Origin of the sequence: Cellulosimicrobium sp. JZ28 (assembly GCF_015327065.1) — a bacterium.
GTDB classification, from domain to species: Bacteria; Actinomycetota; Actinomycetes; order Actinomycetales; family Cellulomonadaceae; genus Cellulosimicrobium; species Cellulosimicrobium funkei.
In genome coordinates this window covers 3,711,026-3,724,324 of sequence record NZ_CP017660.1, presented here as the reverse complement: position 1 = coordinate 3,724,324, position 13,299 = coordinate 3,711,026, and the positions used below count along the sequence as shown (strand labels likewise).

At 74.7% G+C, this 13,299-nt stretch carries 17 protein-coding genes; 5 read left to right on the top strand and 12 right to left on the bottom strand.

Annotated features, from left to right (window positions below):
* Window positions 1-34 precede the first annotated feature (34 nt).
* Window positions 35-1,207, bottom strand: a complete 1,173-nt coding sequence (locus BJP59_RS16670) for a sensor histidine kinase (protein WP_194521498.1) — start codon at window positions 1,205-1,207, stop codon at window positions 35-37.
* An 86-nt stretch (window positions 1,208-1,293) separates the two neighbouring features.
* Between BJP59_RS16670 and BJP59_RS16665 the strand changes: the two genes are divergently transcribed.
* Window positions 1,294-2,259, top strand: a complete 966-nt coding sequence (locus tag BJP59_RS16665; protein ID WP_228485139.1) for an ABC transporter substrate-binding protein — start codon at window positions 1,294-1,296, stop codon at window positions 2,257-2,259.
* Complete coding sequence (locus BJP59_RS16660; protein WP_194521496.1) at window positions 2,246-3,172, top strand: siderophore-interacting protein; 927 nt, start codon at window positions 2,246-2,248, stop codon at window positions 3,170-3,172. The genes BJP59_RS16665 and BJP59_RS16660 overlap by 14 nt, the downstream gene beginning before the upstream one ends.
* On the opposite strand, the gene BJP59_RS16655 is transcribed toward BJP59_RS16660, so the two are convergent.
* Complete coding sequence (locus tag BJP59_RS16655) at window positions 3,150-3,770, bottom strand: hypothetical protein (protein WP_021482172.1); 621 nt, start codon at window positions 3,768-3,770, stop codon at window positions 3,150-3,152. The genes BJP59_RS16660 and BJP59_RS16655 overlap by 23 nt on opposite strands.
* Window positions 3,771-3,860: 90 nt before the next feature.
* Here BJP59_RS16655 and BJP59_RS16650 point away from each other — a divergent pair, with 90 nt between their 5' ends.
* Complete coding sequence (locus BJP59_RS16650; RefSeq protein WP_194521495.1) at window positions 3,861-4,331, top strand: META domain-containing protein; 471 nt, start codon at window positions 3,861-3,863, stop codon at window positions 4,329-4,331.
* Between the two features lie 22 nt (window positions 4,332-4,353).
* Here BJP59_RS16650 and BJP59_RS16645 read toward each other — a convergent pair whose 3' ends face one another.
* From BJP59_RS16645 to BJP59_RS16620, 6 genes are all read right to left on the bottom strand, one after another.
* On the bottom strand, window positions 4,354-4,632 hold the full coding sequence (locus BJP59_RS16645) for a type II toxin-antitoxin system RelE family toxin (RefSeq protein WP_021483657.1): 279 nt from the start codon (window positions 4,630-4,632) through the stop codon (window positions 4,354-4,356).
* Window positions 4,629-4,901: a type II toxin-antitoxin system Phd/YefM family antitoxin gene (locus tag BJP59_RS16640; RefSeq protein WP_021483656.1), complete on the bottom strand. Its 273-nt coding sequence runs from the start codon at window positions 4,899-4,901 to the stop codon at window positions 4,629-4,631. Before BJP59_RS16640 ends, BJP59_RS16645 begins: the two co-directional genes overlap by 4 nt.
* 85 nt (window positions 4,902-4,986) lie before the next feature.
* Window positions 4,987-5,505 (bottom strand): hypothetical protein, encoded by a 519-nt coding sequence (locus BJP59_RS16635; protein WP_194521494.1) that lies wholly within the window; start codon window positions 5,503-5,505, stop codon window positions 4,987-4,989.
* 5 nt (window positions 5,506-5,510) lie between these two features.
* A complete protein-coding gene (locus tag BJP59_RS16630) occupies window positions 5,511-5,972 on the bottom strand; it encodes a hypothetical protein (RefSeq protein ID WP_194521493.1) in 462 nt (153 codons plus the stop codon).
* A gap of 18 nt (window positions 5,973-5,990) precedes the next feature.
* Window positions 5,991-6,257: a YbdD/YjiX family protein gene (locus tag BJP59_RS20235; protein WP_336244580.1), complete on the bottom strand. Its 267-nt coding sequence runs from the start codon at window positions 6,255-6,257 to the stop codon at window positions 5,991-5,993.
* The gene (locus BJP59_RS16620) at window positions 6,254-8,551 is read right to left on the bottom strand and encodes a carbon starvation CstA family protein (protein ID WP_194521492.1); all 2,298 of its coding nucleotides are present in this window, start codon (window positions 8,549-8,551) and stop codon (window positions 6,254-6,256) included. The genes BJP59_RS20235 and BJP59_RS16620 overlap by 4 nt, the downstream gene beginning before the upstream one ends.
* A 235-nt stretch (window positions 8,552-8,786) precedes the next feature.
* On the opposite strand from BJP59_RS16620, the gene BJP59_RS16615 reads away from it, so the two are divergent.
* Together BJP59_RS16615 and BJP59_RS16610 are read left to right on the top strand one after the other, a co-directional pair.
* The gene (locus BJP59_RS16615) at window positions 8,787-9,428 is read left to right on the top strand and encodes a hypothetical protein (protein ID WP_163185196.1); all 642 of its coding nucleotides are present in this window, start codon (window positions 8,787-8,789) and stop codon (window positions 9,426-9,428) included.
* 40 nt (window positions 9,429-9,468) lie between these two features.
* On the top strand, window positions 9,469-10,050 hold the full coding sequence (locus BJP59_RS16610) for a GNAT family N-acetyltransferase (RefSeq protein WP_194521491.1): 582 nt from the start codon (window positions 9,469-9,471) through the stop codon (window positions 10,048-10,050).
* On the opposite strand, the gene BJP59_RS16605 is transcribed toward BJP59_RS16610, so the two are convergent.
* Genes BJP59_RS16605 through BJP59_RS16590 form a run of 4 tightly spaced genes read right to left on the bottom strand, consistent with a single transcriptional unit; the run spans window position 10,010 to window position 13,179 of the window.
* On the bottom strand, window positions 10,010-10,612 hold the full coding sequence (locus BJP59_RS16605) for a TetR/AcrR family transcriptional regulator (RefSeq protein ID WP_194521490.1): 603 nt from the start codon (window positions 10,610-10,612) through the stop codon (window positions 10,010-10,012). The genes BJP59_RS16610 and BJP59_RS16605 overlap by 41 nt on opposite strands.
* Window positions 10,613-10,615: 3 nt before the next feature.
* Complete coding sequence (locus tag BJP59_RS16600; RefSeq protein ID WP_021481591.1) at window positions 10,616-11,203, bottom strand: sugar O-acetyltransferase; 588 nt, start codon at window positions 11,201-11,203, stop codon at window positions 10,616-10,618.
* The gene (locus tag BJP59_RS16595; protein WP_194521489.1) at window positions 11,200-12,510 is read right to left on the bottom strand and encodes an MFS transporter; all 1,311 of its coding nucleotides are present in this window, start codon (window positions 12,508-12,510) and stop codon (window positions 11,200-11,202) included. Before BJP59_RS16595 ends, BJP59_RS16600 begins: the two co-directional genes overlap by 4 nt.
* A gap of 45 nt (window positions 12,511-12,555) precedes the next feature.
* Complete coding sequence (locus BJP59_RS16590) at window positions 12,556-13,179, bottom strand: TetR/AcrR family transcriptional regulator (protein ID WP_021482984.1); 624 nt, start codon at window positions 13,177-13,179, stop codon at window positions 12,556-12,558.
* Between the last annotated feature and the right edge of the window lie 120 nt (window positions 13,180-13,299).

Genomic DNA, 13,299 nt, shown 5'->3' with positions numbered 1-13,299 from the left:
GGGACGCCTCCGGCCGGGGCCGGGTCCGGGGTGGTCACGGCACGCTCACCTCCGTCTCGTGCAGCGGCTGCGACCGCGGGACGCGCAGCCGCACGAGCGTGCCCGCGCCGGGCGCGGTCTCGATGTCGAGCGCGTGGTCGTCGCCGTAGAGCTGGCGGACGCGCGTGTCGACGTTGCGCAGGCCCACGTGCGTCGTGTCGCGCGACGTGAGGAGCTCGCGCACGACGGCCGGGTCCATGCCGACGCCGTCGTCCTCGACCGTGATCTCCGTCTGGGTGCCCTCGTCGCGCGCGGTGATGACGATCGTGCCGCCGTGCTCGCGCGGCTCCAGGCCGTGGCGCACCGCGTTCTCGACGAGGGGCTGCACGGAGAGGAAGGGGATGACGGCCGTCAGCGACTCCGGCGCGATCTGCAGGGTGACGGCGAGGCGCTCGCCGAACCGGGCGCGCTCGAGCTCGACGTAGGAGTGGATCGAGCGCAGCTCGTCGGCGAGGGTCGTGAAGTCGCCGCGCCCGCGGAACGAGTAGCGCGTGAAGTCGGCGAAGTCGAGCACGAGGTCGCGCGCCCGCTCGGGGTCGGTGCTGATGAACGACGCGATGGCGCCGAGCGCGTTGTAGACGAAGTGCGGGCTGATCTGGGCGCGCAGCGCGCGGAGCTCGGCCTGGGCGAGCGCGGTGCGCGACGCCTCCAGCTCGGCGAGCTCGAGCTGCGCCGCGCACCACTGCGCCACCTCGCCCGTCGCGCGCACGAGCGGCGGTCGCACGGTGTCGGCGAACGCGACGACGACACCGGCGACGCGCCCGCCCGCGACGACGGGCGCCCCGACGGCGTCCTCGACGTCACCGCTCTCGACGTGGCGCCGTCCCGTCGCGAGGACGCGCTCGGCGACGCGCCGCGCGTCGGGCTCGAGGGTCGAGCTCCCGTCGAGGGCGACCGCCCCGTCCGCCGTGACGACGGCGAGCGCGTCGGCGCCGAGGAGCTGGCGCAGGGAGCGGGCCGCGCGGCCGACGTCGTCGCCGTCGAGCCCGTCGCGCAGGTGCGTCGCGGCGCGCGACGCGAGGTGGAGGGTGCGGAACGTCGCCCGGTCGGAGTCGCTCCCGAGCTCGCGCGACCCGCGCGCGAGCCGCCAGGCGAGCACGAGCCCGAGGGTGAGCAGGATGCCCACGACGAGACCGGCGGCGGCGCCGGCGAACACGGGCCCGGACATGCAGTGATCGTATCCAGCGCGGCGTCACCCACCCCGGTGGGGCAGATAAGGTTAGGCAGTCCTATCCCATGACGAAGGAACCTCCTGTGCCGATCTCCCGGACCACGTCGAGCCCGCGCGTGCGCCGCAGCGTCACCACCACCGCCCTCGTGCTCGCCGCGACCCTCCTCGCGGCGTGCTCGTCCGACCCCGAGCCCGCGGCGACCGGCGCGCCGGCGCCGGACGACACCGCGGCGGGGTACGCCGTCGAGCACGCGCGGGGGACCACCGAGCTCGACGCGGCGCCGCAGCGCGTCGTGACGCTCGAGCCCGTCGAGACGGACACCGCCGTCGCGCTCGGCGTCGTCCCCGTGGGTGCCGCCGTGCTGAGCGTCGAGGCGGGCGTGCCCGCGTACCTCGGCGAGGAGGCGCAGGCGATCGAGGTGGTCGGGACCGTGCCCGAGCCGAACCTCGAGGCCATCGCGGCGCTCGAGCCGGACCTCATCCTCGGCACGGAGTCGCGCCACTCCGACCTGTACGACCAGCTCGCGAGCGTCGCGCCGACCGTCTTCATGGCGACCCAGACCGACCCGTGGCAGGAGAACGTGCTGCTGGTCGGGCGCGCGCTCGGCCGGGAGGCGGACGCCCAGGCCCTGCTCGACGCCTACGACGCGCGCTGCGCACAGCTCCAGGAGGACTACGACGTCTCCGGGACGGCGCAGCTCCTGCGCCCGCGCGACGGCATCGTGTCCGCGTACGGGCCGCGGTCGTTCGCGGGCAGCACGCTCGAGTGCGTCGGGTTCACGACGCCGGAGCAGGAGTGGGGCGAGGACATCTCCGTGGACCTGTCCCCGGAGCGCGTGACCGAGGCCGCCGCCGACCTCGTGCTCGTCTCGGCCGCCGACCCCGGCGACGCGTCCGCGGTCCCCGCGGAGATCCCGCTCAACGCCGCGTCGTTCCCCGACGTGCGCGTCGTGGACCAGTCCTCCTGGATCAGCGGCGTCGGGCCGCTCGGCGGGCAGGCCGTGCTCGACGACGTCGAGCGCTTCCTGCAGGACCGTGCCGGCTCCTGACGCGGCGGCCGGGCCCCCGGCGAGCGCCGGGAGCCCGGCCGGGTGCCGGTTCCACCGGTCGCCCAACGTGCTCTTCCCGACGACCGTCGCGCGCGTGCACGACGTCGGCCCGCGCCTCGTGCGCGTGACGCTCGCCGGTCCGGACCTCGCCGTGTGCGCCGACGTCGGGCTCGACCAGCGCGTGAAGATCCTGCTCCCGGGGCCGGGCGCGGACCGCCTCGCGCGCCGGGCGCGCCTCGCGGACGAGAGCACGTGGCGCCGTGAGTGGTCCGCGCTCGACGACGACGAGCGCCCCGTCATGCGCTCGTACACGCCCGTGGCCGTGCGGTCGGAGGCCGCCGAGGTCGACCTCGACCTGTACCTGCACGAGCCCGCGGGCCCGGCGAGCGCCTGGGCGCGGCGGGCGGCGGTCGGGGACCGCGTCCTGCTGTCCGCGCCGCACGCGCGGTTCGGCGTGACCGACCACGGCACGCAGTGGGACCCGGGACCCGCCGTCGGGCACGTGCTCCTCGTCGCCGACGAGACGTCCGCGCCCGCGGTGCGCGGGATCCTCGCGAGCCTCGGCCCCGACGTCCGGGCCCACGTGCTCGTCGAGGCCGACGACCCGGCGGACGCCCCGCTCGGGGACGTGCGCGCGACCGTGCGCGTCGAGCACGTGCCCCGCCTGCGACGTCGCGGCGCCGAGCGGGCGGTGCTGGGCGCCGTCCGCGACTGGGTTGCCGAGCACGGCCGGTCCGCGTCCTCCGCGGGCGACGGCTTCTATGCGTGGTGCGCGACGGAGAGCGCCACGGTCGCGCGCGTCCGGGCCGAGCTCGTCGCGGCGGGCGTGGCGCGGTCGCGCGTGCACGCCCAGGGCTACTGGCACGACCGCGCCCGGCCGGAGGCGACGGTCAGACGAGGAACGCGACCATGACGACGAACGCGACCAGGAAGAACAGCAGCACCCCGAGCCCGACGAACAAGCCCAGCGCGACCGGGTGCGCCTGACGCCACGGCACGAGCCGGGGGTCCATCGCCCGCAGCTGCGCGGGCGTGACCGGCTGGTGGACCGGGTTGAGCGGGACGCCGCGGTGCGCGAGGTCGAGCGCGACGGCCGAGAGCTGGTCGCGGTCCCACATCTGCCCGACGAGCAGGGCGAGGCGCTTCGTCGGCCCCACGACGATGAGGTGGTGCGTCGGCGTCATGCCCCCGAACCCCATGCTGTCGACCGTGACGACGCGCTCGATCTCGGCCACCGTGAACCGCCGCGGCCGGCCCCAGCCCTGGACCGTCACCGACCCGTCGCCGAACGTGACGCGGGAGCGGTCGGTGAACCGGCGCGCGAGCACGTACGTCAGCGGGATCATCGCGAGCACGACGCACGCGTAGCCGAGCGCGAGGGCGAGGTTGCGCGTGCTGATCCCCAGGGAGACCGCCGTGAGCCCGAGGATCGGCACGAGGATCGCGGCGAACGTGAGGTTGGCGCGCACCACGCGGCGCTTGGCGTCGTCGTGCAAGGTCAGCTCCGTCACGGGCGGCATCGTCCCACGGCGCCCGGCCCTCGCGTCGGGCGGCCCGCCCGGGCGGTGCAAGGTTCGCCCACCGGGAGACACGATCGAGACATGACCCGACGACGTCCCCTGCCCAGGACGACGGCCCTCCCGGTGCTCGCCGTGGCGCTCCTCGCCTCGTGCGTCGGGCCGGGCGCCGACGCGCCCCTCCGCCCGGGGGAGACGGCCGGGCCGGCGCCGACGACGGCCGCACCCTTGCCCGACGGCACGGCGCCCGCCACCGCGGGCGACCTGGCCGGCCGCTGGCAGCCCGGCGCCGACTATGCGACCGACCCGCACGTCGTCCTCGCGGAGGACGGCTCGTGGACCGGCACCGACGGGTGCAACGCCGCGGCCGGGAGCTGGCTCGTCGAGGCCGAGGGCCGCCTGGTCGTCACCTCGGGCGGGCACACCGAGATCGGCTGCGAGGGCGAGCCGGTGCCGGATCTCCTGGCCCGCTCCTCCCGCGCCGGGCTCGACGGTGCCGTGCTCGTGCTCGTCGACCACGACGGCGTCGAGCTCGCGCGGCTGGAACGGGGCTGACTCTCGTAGCGCCCGTCCTGGGCTACCGGTAGGCGTCGGCGCGGTAGGCCATCCGCATCACGGTGACCAGACGCTGGTCGTCGTCGATGCGGACCAGGACGCGGAACCCGATCCCGACGTACCCGGCACGCTGGCCGGCGAGCTCGGCCCCGAGCGCCTTCGTCACCCGGTAGGGGTTCGACGCGAGTGGTTCGTCGCAGAAGCGGATCACGGCGTCGGCCAGGCGTGGGGGGAGCTGGTAGAGCGTGCGTGCGGCCGGTGGGCTCAGGCGCACCTCCCACCCACCGTCGACGTCGGTCACCGTCGCGAGGCCAGCTGCTCGCGCACCTCGGCGAGGCTCAGGGTGCGGCCCTGCGCCACCGCCTCCTCGGCCTCGGCCATCTCGGCCCCGTGGTCAGGGTCGGACAGCCATGCCAGCGTCTCCATGAGCGTCGCCAGGTCTTCCGGCGCGATCAGCACCGCCGCCGCCTTCCCGTGACGGGTGATCGTCACCGGTTGGTGGGTGCTCTCCACCTCGTCGACCAGGGCGGACAGGTTGGTCTTCGCTTCGCTCATGGGATAGGTGTGCACACCATGATTCTAGTCTCTATTCAGACTCGAATTCTAGTCTGAAGATGAGGCGCTTCGCCGGCGTCCATCTAGTCGGTGCGGGTGCTCAGGAACCGCGGAACAGGCGCTTGCGCGACCGCGGGTCGCCGGGGGAGGCGGCGGGCAGGTCGTAGGCGCTCGTCCACACCGGGATGTCCTCGGGCGGGAGCGCCCCGGCGCGGACCGCGGCCTCGTGCAGGTGCCGCGCGACGGCGCCGAAGCTCTCGCGGCAGGAGAGCTGGCCCTCGACGAGGGAGAGCGTGACGACGGTGCGGTGCGCGGCGCCGTCGGGCTGGACCGTAGCGACGCCCCGCCCGTGCGAGAAGAACGCCGCCGCACGCGGGGTGACGAGGCGGAGCACGTCGAGGTCGTCGAGGAAGAACGCGCGGGCCGCGCCCCCGACCTCCCACAACGACGCGCCCTCGCGGTGCGCGACGTCGGACGCCCGGCGCTTCCAGCGCAGCGCGCCGAACGCGGCGGCGACCCACCCGGCCGCCGTCCCGGGGTCGGTGGCGAGCACGAGGGTGCACGCGGAGAACGTCCCCCGCGGCGGGTCGGACGTGATGCGGACGGGAGGGCGGGCCACGCCCGTCACCGTAGCCCGTGGGGGTCGGGCCCCTCGCCGAGGGCGGCGAGCGCCCGCAGCAGCACGTCGTGACCGGACCGCGCGGCCCCGGGCAGCCAGGCGGCGAAGACCGCGCCGAACGCGAGCGGGAGGAGCGCGACGAGCCACGCGACCCCGTTCTGGTAGACGGCGCCGAGGGTCGCGATCCCGGCGGCCGCGGCGAGCCAGATCGCCACCAGCACGAGGTCCAGCCCGCTCGGGGCGACCGTCCCGCGCACGCGGACGCCGTCGGGCTCCTCGGTGAGCCGGGCGCGCAGCACGCTGTGCCCGCTCGCGTGCGCGCCGGGGGCCCAGCGGCGCGCGACGAGCACGTCGTCGCGCACGCGGACCCGGACCTCCTGCCCGCGGCGGGGCAGCTCCGCGGCGCGCTGCCGGACGTCGGCGACGGAGACCCGCGGCAGGAGCAGGTCGAGGGGGACGCGGAGCACGGCGCCGAGCCTAGGCCGTCAGCAGCAGCGCGACCCCGGGTTGGCGTCCTGCTCGGCGTGCCGCATGCGCCAGAACTCGCGCTCGGTCATGACGACGCCCCCCGGGTGCACCGCGCGCTGGTGCGCGGCGTAGGTCGCGTACGCGTCGTCGCCCATCACCTGCCGCACGTACCAGCGGACGTGGGCCGCGCCGTCGTGCACGCGGGTCGCGGCACTGCGGAGCCCCGCCACGACGATCGCGCGGACCGTCGTGGCGGGACCCTGCGTCCCCTGCCGCACCGTCACCGGTGCCCCGTCGCGGCAGGGCGCTTCTCGGGCGGCAGCGCCGCCCACTCCTTCTGGATCGCCTTCTCGGCCTTCGTCGCGAACAGGTCGGCCGGGGCGAACCGGCGCGACGCGACGGGCGGGTCCTCGTGGTTGGCGCCGCCGCCGTCGCGCAGCGCCTTCGCGGTCACGAGGACCGACGCGACGATGACGACGATCGCGAGGACGACGAACACGATCGAGAGCGTGCCCTGGACGAACGTGTTGCGGACGACCGCCTCCATGGCCTCGACCGAGCCGGCGGTGCCGAACGACGTCTCGCCCGCGGCGAGCGCGTCCTTGAACGCGTTGTGGTTGGCCCAGTACCCGACCGCGGGGACGGGGGAGAAGATCTTCTCGATCGACGCCCAGATGGTGATGACCGCGGTGAACGCGAGCGGCGCCGCGACGATCCACAGCCAGCGCTGGTAGCTGCGCCCGCGCTTGGCGACGATCGCCAGCACGACGGCGAGCGCGATGGCCGCGAGGAGCTGGTTCGCGATGCCGAACAGCGGGAAGAACGTGTTGATCCCGCCGAGGGGGTCGGTGACGCCGAGGTAGAGGATGCTGCCCCACCCGGCGACCATGATCGCGGTGCACAACCACACGCCCGGCCGCCACGTGACGTCGCGGAACTTCGGCGACACGTTGCCGAGGGTGTCCTGGAGCATGAACCGCGCGACGCGCGTGCCGGCGTCGACGGCGGTGAGGATGAACAGCGCCTCGAACATGATGGCGAAGTGGTACCAGAAGCCCATCATCGCGGTGCCGCCCACGAGCTGCTGCATGATGTGCGCGAGGCCGAGCGCGAGCGTCGGGGCGCCGCCCGTGCGGGACACGATCGACGGCTCCCCGACGGCCTCCGCGGTCGACGTGAGCATGTCCGGCGTGAGGTTGACGCCCATGAGGCCGAGCCCGTTGACGAACGCGACCGCGCCCTCGACCGTGCCGCCCGTGGCGGCGGCGGACGAGTTCATCGCGAAGTAGATGCCGCGGTCGATGGAGATCGCGGCGACGAGCGCCATGATCGCGACGAACGACTCCATGAGCATGCCGCCGTAGCCGATGAAGCGCGTCTGGCGCTCCTTCTCGACGAGCTTCGGCGTCGTGCCCGACGCGATGAGCGCGTGGAAGCCGGACAGCGCGCCGCACGCGATGGTGACGAAGAGGAAGGGGAACAACGCCCCGGACACGACCGGGCCCGTCTCGCCGCTCGCGAACTCGCTGATCGCGGGCACCGTGATCTCGGGCCGCACGACGATCACCGCGACCGCGAGGACGACGATGACGCCGACCTTCATGAACGTCGAGAGGTAGTCGCGGGGCGCGAGCAGGAGCCACACGGGCAGGACGGCGGCGACGAAGCCGTACACGATGACGCCGACCGCGATGGTCGTGCGGTCGAGGTGGAAGAGCTCGGCGCCCCAGGCGGTGTCCGCGATCCAGCCGCCGCCGACGATCGCGGCGAGCAGCAGCACGAAGCCGATGACCGAGACCTCGGTGATCTTCCCGGGCCGGATGTACCGGAGGTACACGCCCATGAACAGCGCGATGGGGATCGTCATCGACACGGAGAACACGCCCCACGGGCTCTCGCCGAGCGCGTTGACGACGACGAGCGCGAGGATCGCGACGATGATGATCATGATGAGCAGCGACGCGACGATCGCGGCGGTACCGCCCACGCGGCCGAGCTCCTGGCGCGCCATCTGGCCGATGGTCCGCCCGCCGCGGCGCATGGAGAAGAACAGGACGAGGTAGTCCTGGACCGCGCCGGCGAGCACGACGCCGACGATGATCCAGATCGTGCCGGGCAGGTAGCCCATCTGGGCGGCGAGCACCGGGCCGACGAGCGGGCCCGCGCCGGCGATCGCGGCGAAGTGGTGGCCGAACAGCACGTGCCGGTCGGTCGGGACGTAGTCCTTGCCGTCCTCGCGGGCCTCGGCGGGCGTGGCGCGGCGGTCGTCGGGGCGCGTGATGTAGCGCTCGATGACCTTGGAGTAGAAGCGGTACCCGATGAGGTACGTGCACACGGCGGCGAACACGAACCAGATCGCGTTCACGGTCTCGCCGCGGACGACCGCGAGCATGACCCACGCGATGCCGCCGACCAGCGAGATCGCGGCCCACAGGGCGATCTTCTGCGGCGTCCAGCGGGTGCGCGCCTGTGCCCCGGGAAGCTCCTCGGGCACCGCGGTGGGGGGCAGGGACGGGTCCGGCACGATCTCCGGGTCGTCGTCCGCGGCGTTCCGCGCCGCGCGGGTGTCTGTCGTCATCGAGCCTCTCCAGGGTCGCGTCGTTGCGGTCCGACCACGGAAGGCTAGGAACCGCGGCGGACCGTGATCCACGTCACGGCGGCAGGCGGTCGAGGTGTGCGACGAACGGTGGTCGGTGTGCGACGAACGGCGCGTTCGTCGCGCGTGGTGGCGCTCGTCGCGCTGTCCTGGGCAGGTGCCGCCGGGCGTGCGGCGTCGCCGCGCGGACCCCTGAGCGGAGGGCTAGTGTCCTGCCGTGGCCGACGACGGCGCGGAGGGCAAGGGCGGCAGGTCGTTGCGGGAGACCGTGACGGTCGTGCTGCTCGCCGTGACGGCCGTGCTCACCGCGTGGAGCGGGTTCGAGGCGAGCAAGTGGGGCGGCGAGATGTCGATCGCGTTCTCGCGCGCGTCGACCCAGCGCATCGAGGCGTCGACGCAGCGCGCGCACGCCGACACCGCCCGGTCGATCGACCTGCAGGTCTTCAGCCTGTGGCTGGAGGCGTACGCGACCGGGGACACGGAGCTGGAGGAGTTCACGCGCGCGCGGTTCACCGACCACTTCCGGCCCGCGTTCGACGAGTGGCTCGCGTCCCGCCCGCTGCAGAACCCTGCAGCAGCGCCGAGCCCGTTCGCGCTCGACGCGTACGTCCCGCCGGGAGAGGTCGAGGCCGCCGCGGCGGACGAGCGGGCCGACGCCCTCTTCGCGCAGGCGCTCGTGAACAACCAGCGCGGCGACAACTACACCCTCACGACCGTGCTCTTCGCGCTCGTGCTGTTCTTCGGGGCGTTCGCCGGCCGGTTCCGCTCGGAGCGCGCCTCGTGGGCGATGGTCGGGCTCGCGTGCGTGGTGCTCGTCGTGGGCGTGGGTTTCCTCCTCACCTTCCCCAAGATCGTCTGACCCCTCGGCCAGGGCCCGCGCCGGCTCGTAGCCTGGGGCGGTGCAGACGCTGACGACGCCCCGACTGACCCTCCGCCCCTGGCAGCCCGACGACGCCGACGCCGTCCTCGACATCTACTCCCGCTGGGACGTGATGCGGTACGTCGGGACGACGCCGCGCGTCCTGGAGCACCGGGACGAGGCGCTCGCGCGCGTCGCCGCGTGGGCCGAGGTCGACGACGGCACGCACGGCGTCTGGGCGGTCGTCCCGCGCGAGGACGACGGTGCCGGTCTGCCGGACGGCGCACCCGTGGGGACCATCCTGCTCAAGTCGATCCCGGCGTCGGGCACGGGCGAGCCGCTGCAGCCGTCCGGCGACACGGAGATCGGGTGGCACTTCCACCCCGCCGCATGGGGCCGCGGGTACGCGTCGGAGGCGGCCTCGGCCGTCCTCGCGCACGCGTTCGCGCGGGGCCTCGACCGGGTCGTCGCCGTGACGCACCCCGACAACGCGGCGTCCCAGGCGGTGTGCCGACGGATCGGCATGACCCCCCGCGGCACGACCGACGCCTACTACGGCGTGACGTGCGAGCTGTTCGACGTCACCGCGGCGGAGGGGGCGCGGGCGGCCCGACCCGCGTGAGGCGGCGGACCGTACCGAGGACGTCGACGTCGTCGTGCGGCTCGGTGTCGAGGGCGCGATGGATCGTCATGCCCTCGATGAACGCGTCGAGCACGCGGCACGTCGCGGGGTCGAAGTGGCGGCCCAGCGCGGCGCGGCTGCGACGCATCCAGTCGTTGGTGAGCGTCCGGTAGGCCGGGTCCCGCGCCGCGAGCGTGTAGAGCTCGTGCGACAGGACGAGGTCGCGCTGCGTCGCGAAGACGTCGTGCGTGATGAGCGTCGTGACGGCCTGGACGGCCTCCTCGGGCGTGCGCGCGTCGCCCATGCGGCGCTCGAACTGCGCGGCGGCCTCGCGCGTGAACCGGCCGAACGCCTCGCGCAGCAGGTCGTCCATCCCGGCGAAGTGGTACGTCATGGAGCCGAGCGGGACGTCGGCCGCCGCCGCGACGCGCCGGTGCGAGGTCCCTTCGACCCCGTGCTCCGCGATCACGTCGAGGCACGCGTCGATGATGCGGTCGCGGCGCTCCGGGTCGTGGCGGCGCGCGCGGCCCGTCGGTCCGGGAGGCGTGGGGGTCTCGGTCACGGGTCAGATGTTCTCGCGGATCACGCGCGCCGGGTTGCCGACGGCCACGACGTTCGCGGGCAGGTCGCGCGTCACGACGGACCCCGCGCCCACGACGGTGTTGTCGCCGATCGTCACGCCCGGGCACACGATGACCCCGCCGCCGAGCCAGACGTTGTCGCCGAGCGTGATGGGCTCGGCGGCCTCGAGCTTGTCGCGCCGCGGCTGGGGGTCGACGGGGTGCGTGGGGGTGAGGAGCTGGACGTTCGGCCCGAGGAGGCAGTCGTCGCCGACGGTGATCGCCGCGACGTCGAGCGCGGTGAGCCCGGAGTTGACGAACGTCCGGTCGCCGAGGTGCACGTTGCTGCCGAAGTCCACCGCGAGCGGGGGCTTCACGGACGCGCCCTCGCCGAGCGAGCCGAGCAGGTCGGTGAGGATCGCGCGGGCGCCGTCGTCGTCGCCGTCGAGCACCGCCCGATGGTAGGCGTCGACGAGGCGCAGGCCGCGCTGGACGCCGCGCGCGATCTCCGGGTCGTCGGCGACGTAGAGGTCGCCCGCGGCCATGCGCTCGTAGCTGGTGCGGTCGTCGCCGGCGAAGTAGTCGGTGGTCATGCGCTGGTCTCCTGGGACTCGAGGGTGCTGCCGTGCAGGGCGGGGTGGTGCGGCGAGGTGGTGGCGCGGCGCGGTGCGAGGACGCCGGCGAGCAGCACGACGACGACGCCCGCGAGCGGGAGCACGAGCAGGCCGGTCCGCAGGCTCGTGGCGTCGGCGACGAGCCCGACGATCGGCGGCGACAGGAGGAACCCGAGCCGCATGAGCCACGAGACGAGCGTGAGGCCCGTGCCCGCGCGCAGCCCGGGGAGCTCGTCTGCCTGCTGCATCGCGGCCGGGACGAGGGTCGCGACGCCGAACCCGGCGGCGGCGAACCCGGCGATCGTGCCGGGCACGGAGGGGAACGCGAGCGCGAGGCCCGTGCCGAGCGCGACGAGCGCACCCCCGGTCCGGGCGACGGCGCGCTGGCCGAAGCGGTCCACGAGGCGGTCCCCGACGAGGCGCCCGACGAACTGGGCGCCGACGAGCGCGACGAAGCCGGCGGCGGCGAGCGTCGCGGGGGCGCCGAGGGACCCGGACAGGTAGACCGCGGCCCACGTGCTGCCCGCGTCCTCGACGAGGGCGCCCGCGACGGCGACGAGCACGAGCGCGGCGAGGACGGCGGCCGTGCGGGCGCGGGACGTGCGCGCGAGTGCTGCGCCGGCCCCTGCGGGTTCCCCGCCTGCCGGGGCACCGGCGGGGGTCGCGGCGGTCTCCGCGGCGACGGCGTCGGGCGCCTCGCCGTCGAGCCCAGGCAGGCACCAGCGCAGCGCGACGAGCGCGACCACCGCGAAGAGCGCGCCCGTGATCGCGAGGTGGACGCCGAGGGGCAGGCCGAGCGCGATGGCGGCGGCCGCCATGCCGCCGCCCACGACGGCGCCGACCGACCACAGCGCGTGGAAGCCGTTGATGATCGAGCGGCCGTACCGGCGCTGCACGCGCAGGCCGTGCGCGTTCTGCGCGACGTCGGTGAACGCGTCCATCGCCCCCGCTGCGAACAGCGCGACGACGAGCAGCGGCAGGACGGGCGCCAGGCCCGCGAGCAGCAGCCCGGCCGCGGTGAGCACGGTGCCGGCGACGGCGACGCGCGCCGACCCGAACCGGCGGACGAGCGCCGCGGCGGCGAGCCCGGCGGTGATGGCTCCCGCGGGGAACGCCGCGACGGCGAGCCCGTACGTGGCGTTGCCCAGGTCGAGCCCGGCCTTGATCTCGGGGTAGCGCGGCACGAGGTTCGCGAACAGCGCGCCGTTCGTGAGGAACAGCGCGGCGACGGCGACCCGCGCGCGCCGGACGTCCGGCGCCGGGCGCGCGAGGGTGGGAGACGACATGCGGACGATCGTACACATCGTGCGTACGGTCGTACATATCTCGGGTCAGCGCCCGGTCAGCAGCCTGTCAGCGAAGGCGTCCCATTCGGTGACCAGGTCCACGGTCGCGGGGGAGCGCAGCCAGCGCAGCTGCAGGCCGTCCATGGCGGCGAGCGTCTCGCGGGCCGTCGTGACGACGGCCGCCCCCAGGAGGCCGTCGGTTCGGGCCGCCCGGGAGAACAGGTCCATGACCCATTCTTCGCGCTGCTGGAAGTAGGTGTAGGCCGGGTGCGACTCGTCGAGGGACTCGCCCTGGAGCACCGTGTACAGGCGCACGATCTCCGGTTGGGTGGCGTTGCGGGCGACGAGCGCGGCGCACAGGTCGCGGAGCCCGACGGGGAGCGGGTCGTCGTCGATGGCGGTCACGGGGACTGCGAGGCGTTCGGCGAGCGCGGCCATGTCGACCGCGTCGCGGTGCTCGAGCACCGCGACCAGCAGGCCGTCCTTCGACCCCGCGTGGTGCAGGACCCCGGCCTCGGTGATGCCGCAGTCGAGCGCCACGTCGCGCAGGGTGAGGCCCCAGAACCCGCGCTCGGCGATGAGCCGGCTCGCGGATGCCAGGATCTGCGCGCGGCGGTCTGCCGCGGCCATGCGCGTGCGGGGTCGTGCGCTCCAGGGGGCTGTGGTCATCGCTCCTCGTCGGGTCGTCGTTCGCCACTCTACGCCGGGGCGTCGCGGCTGGTCAGGCGCGTGCCAGTCCCCGCCCCGGCGGGCAGGAGCACGGCCCGGGACGAAGGGCCCCTTGCTCGG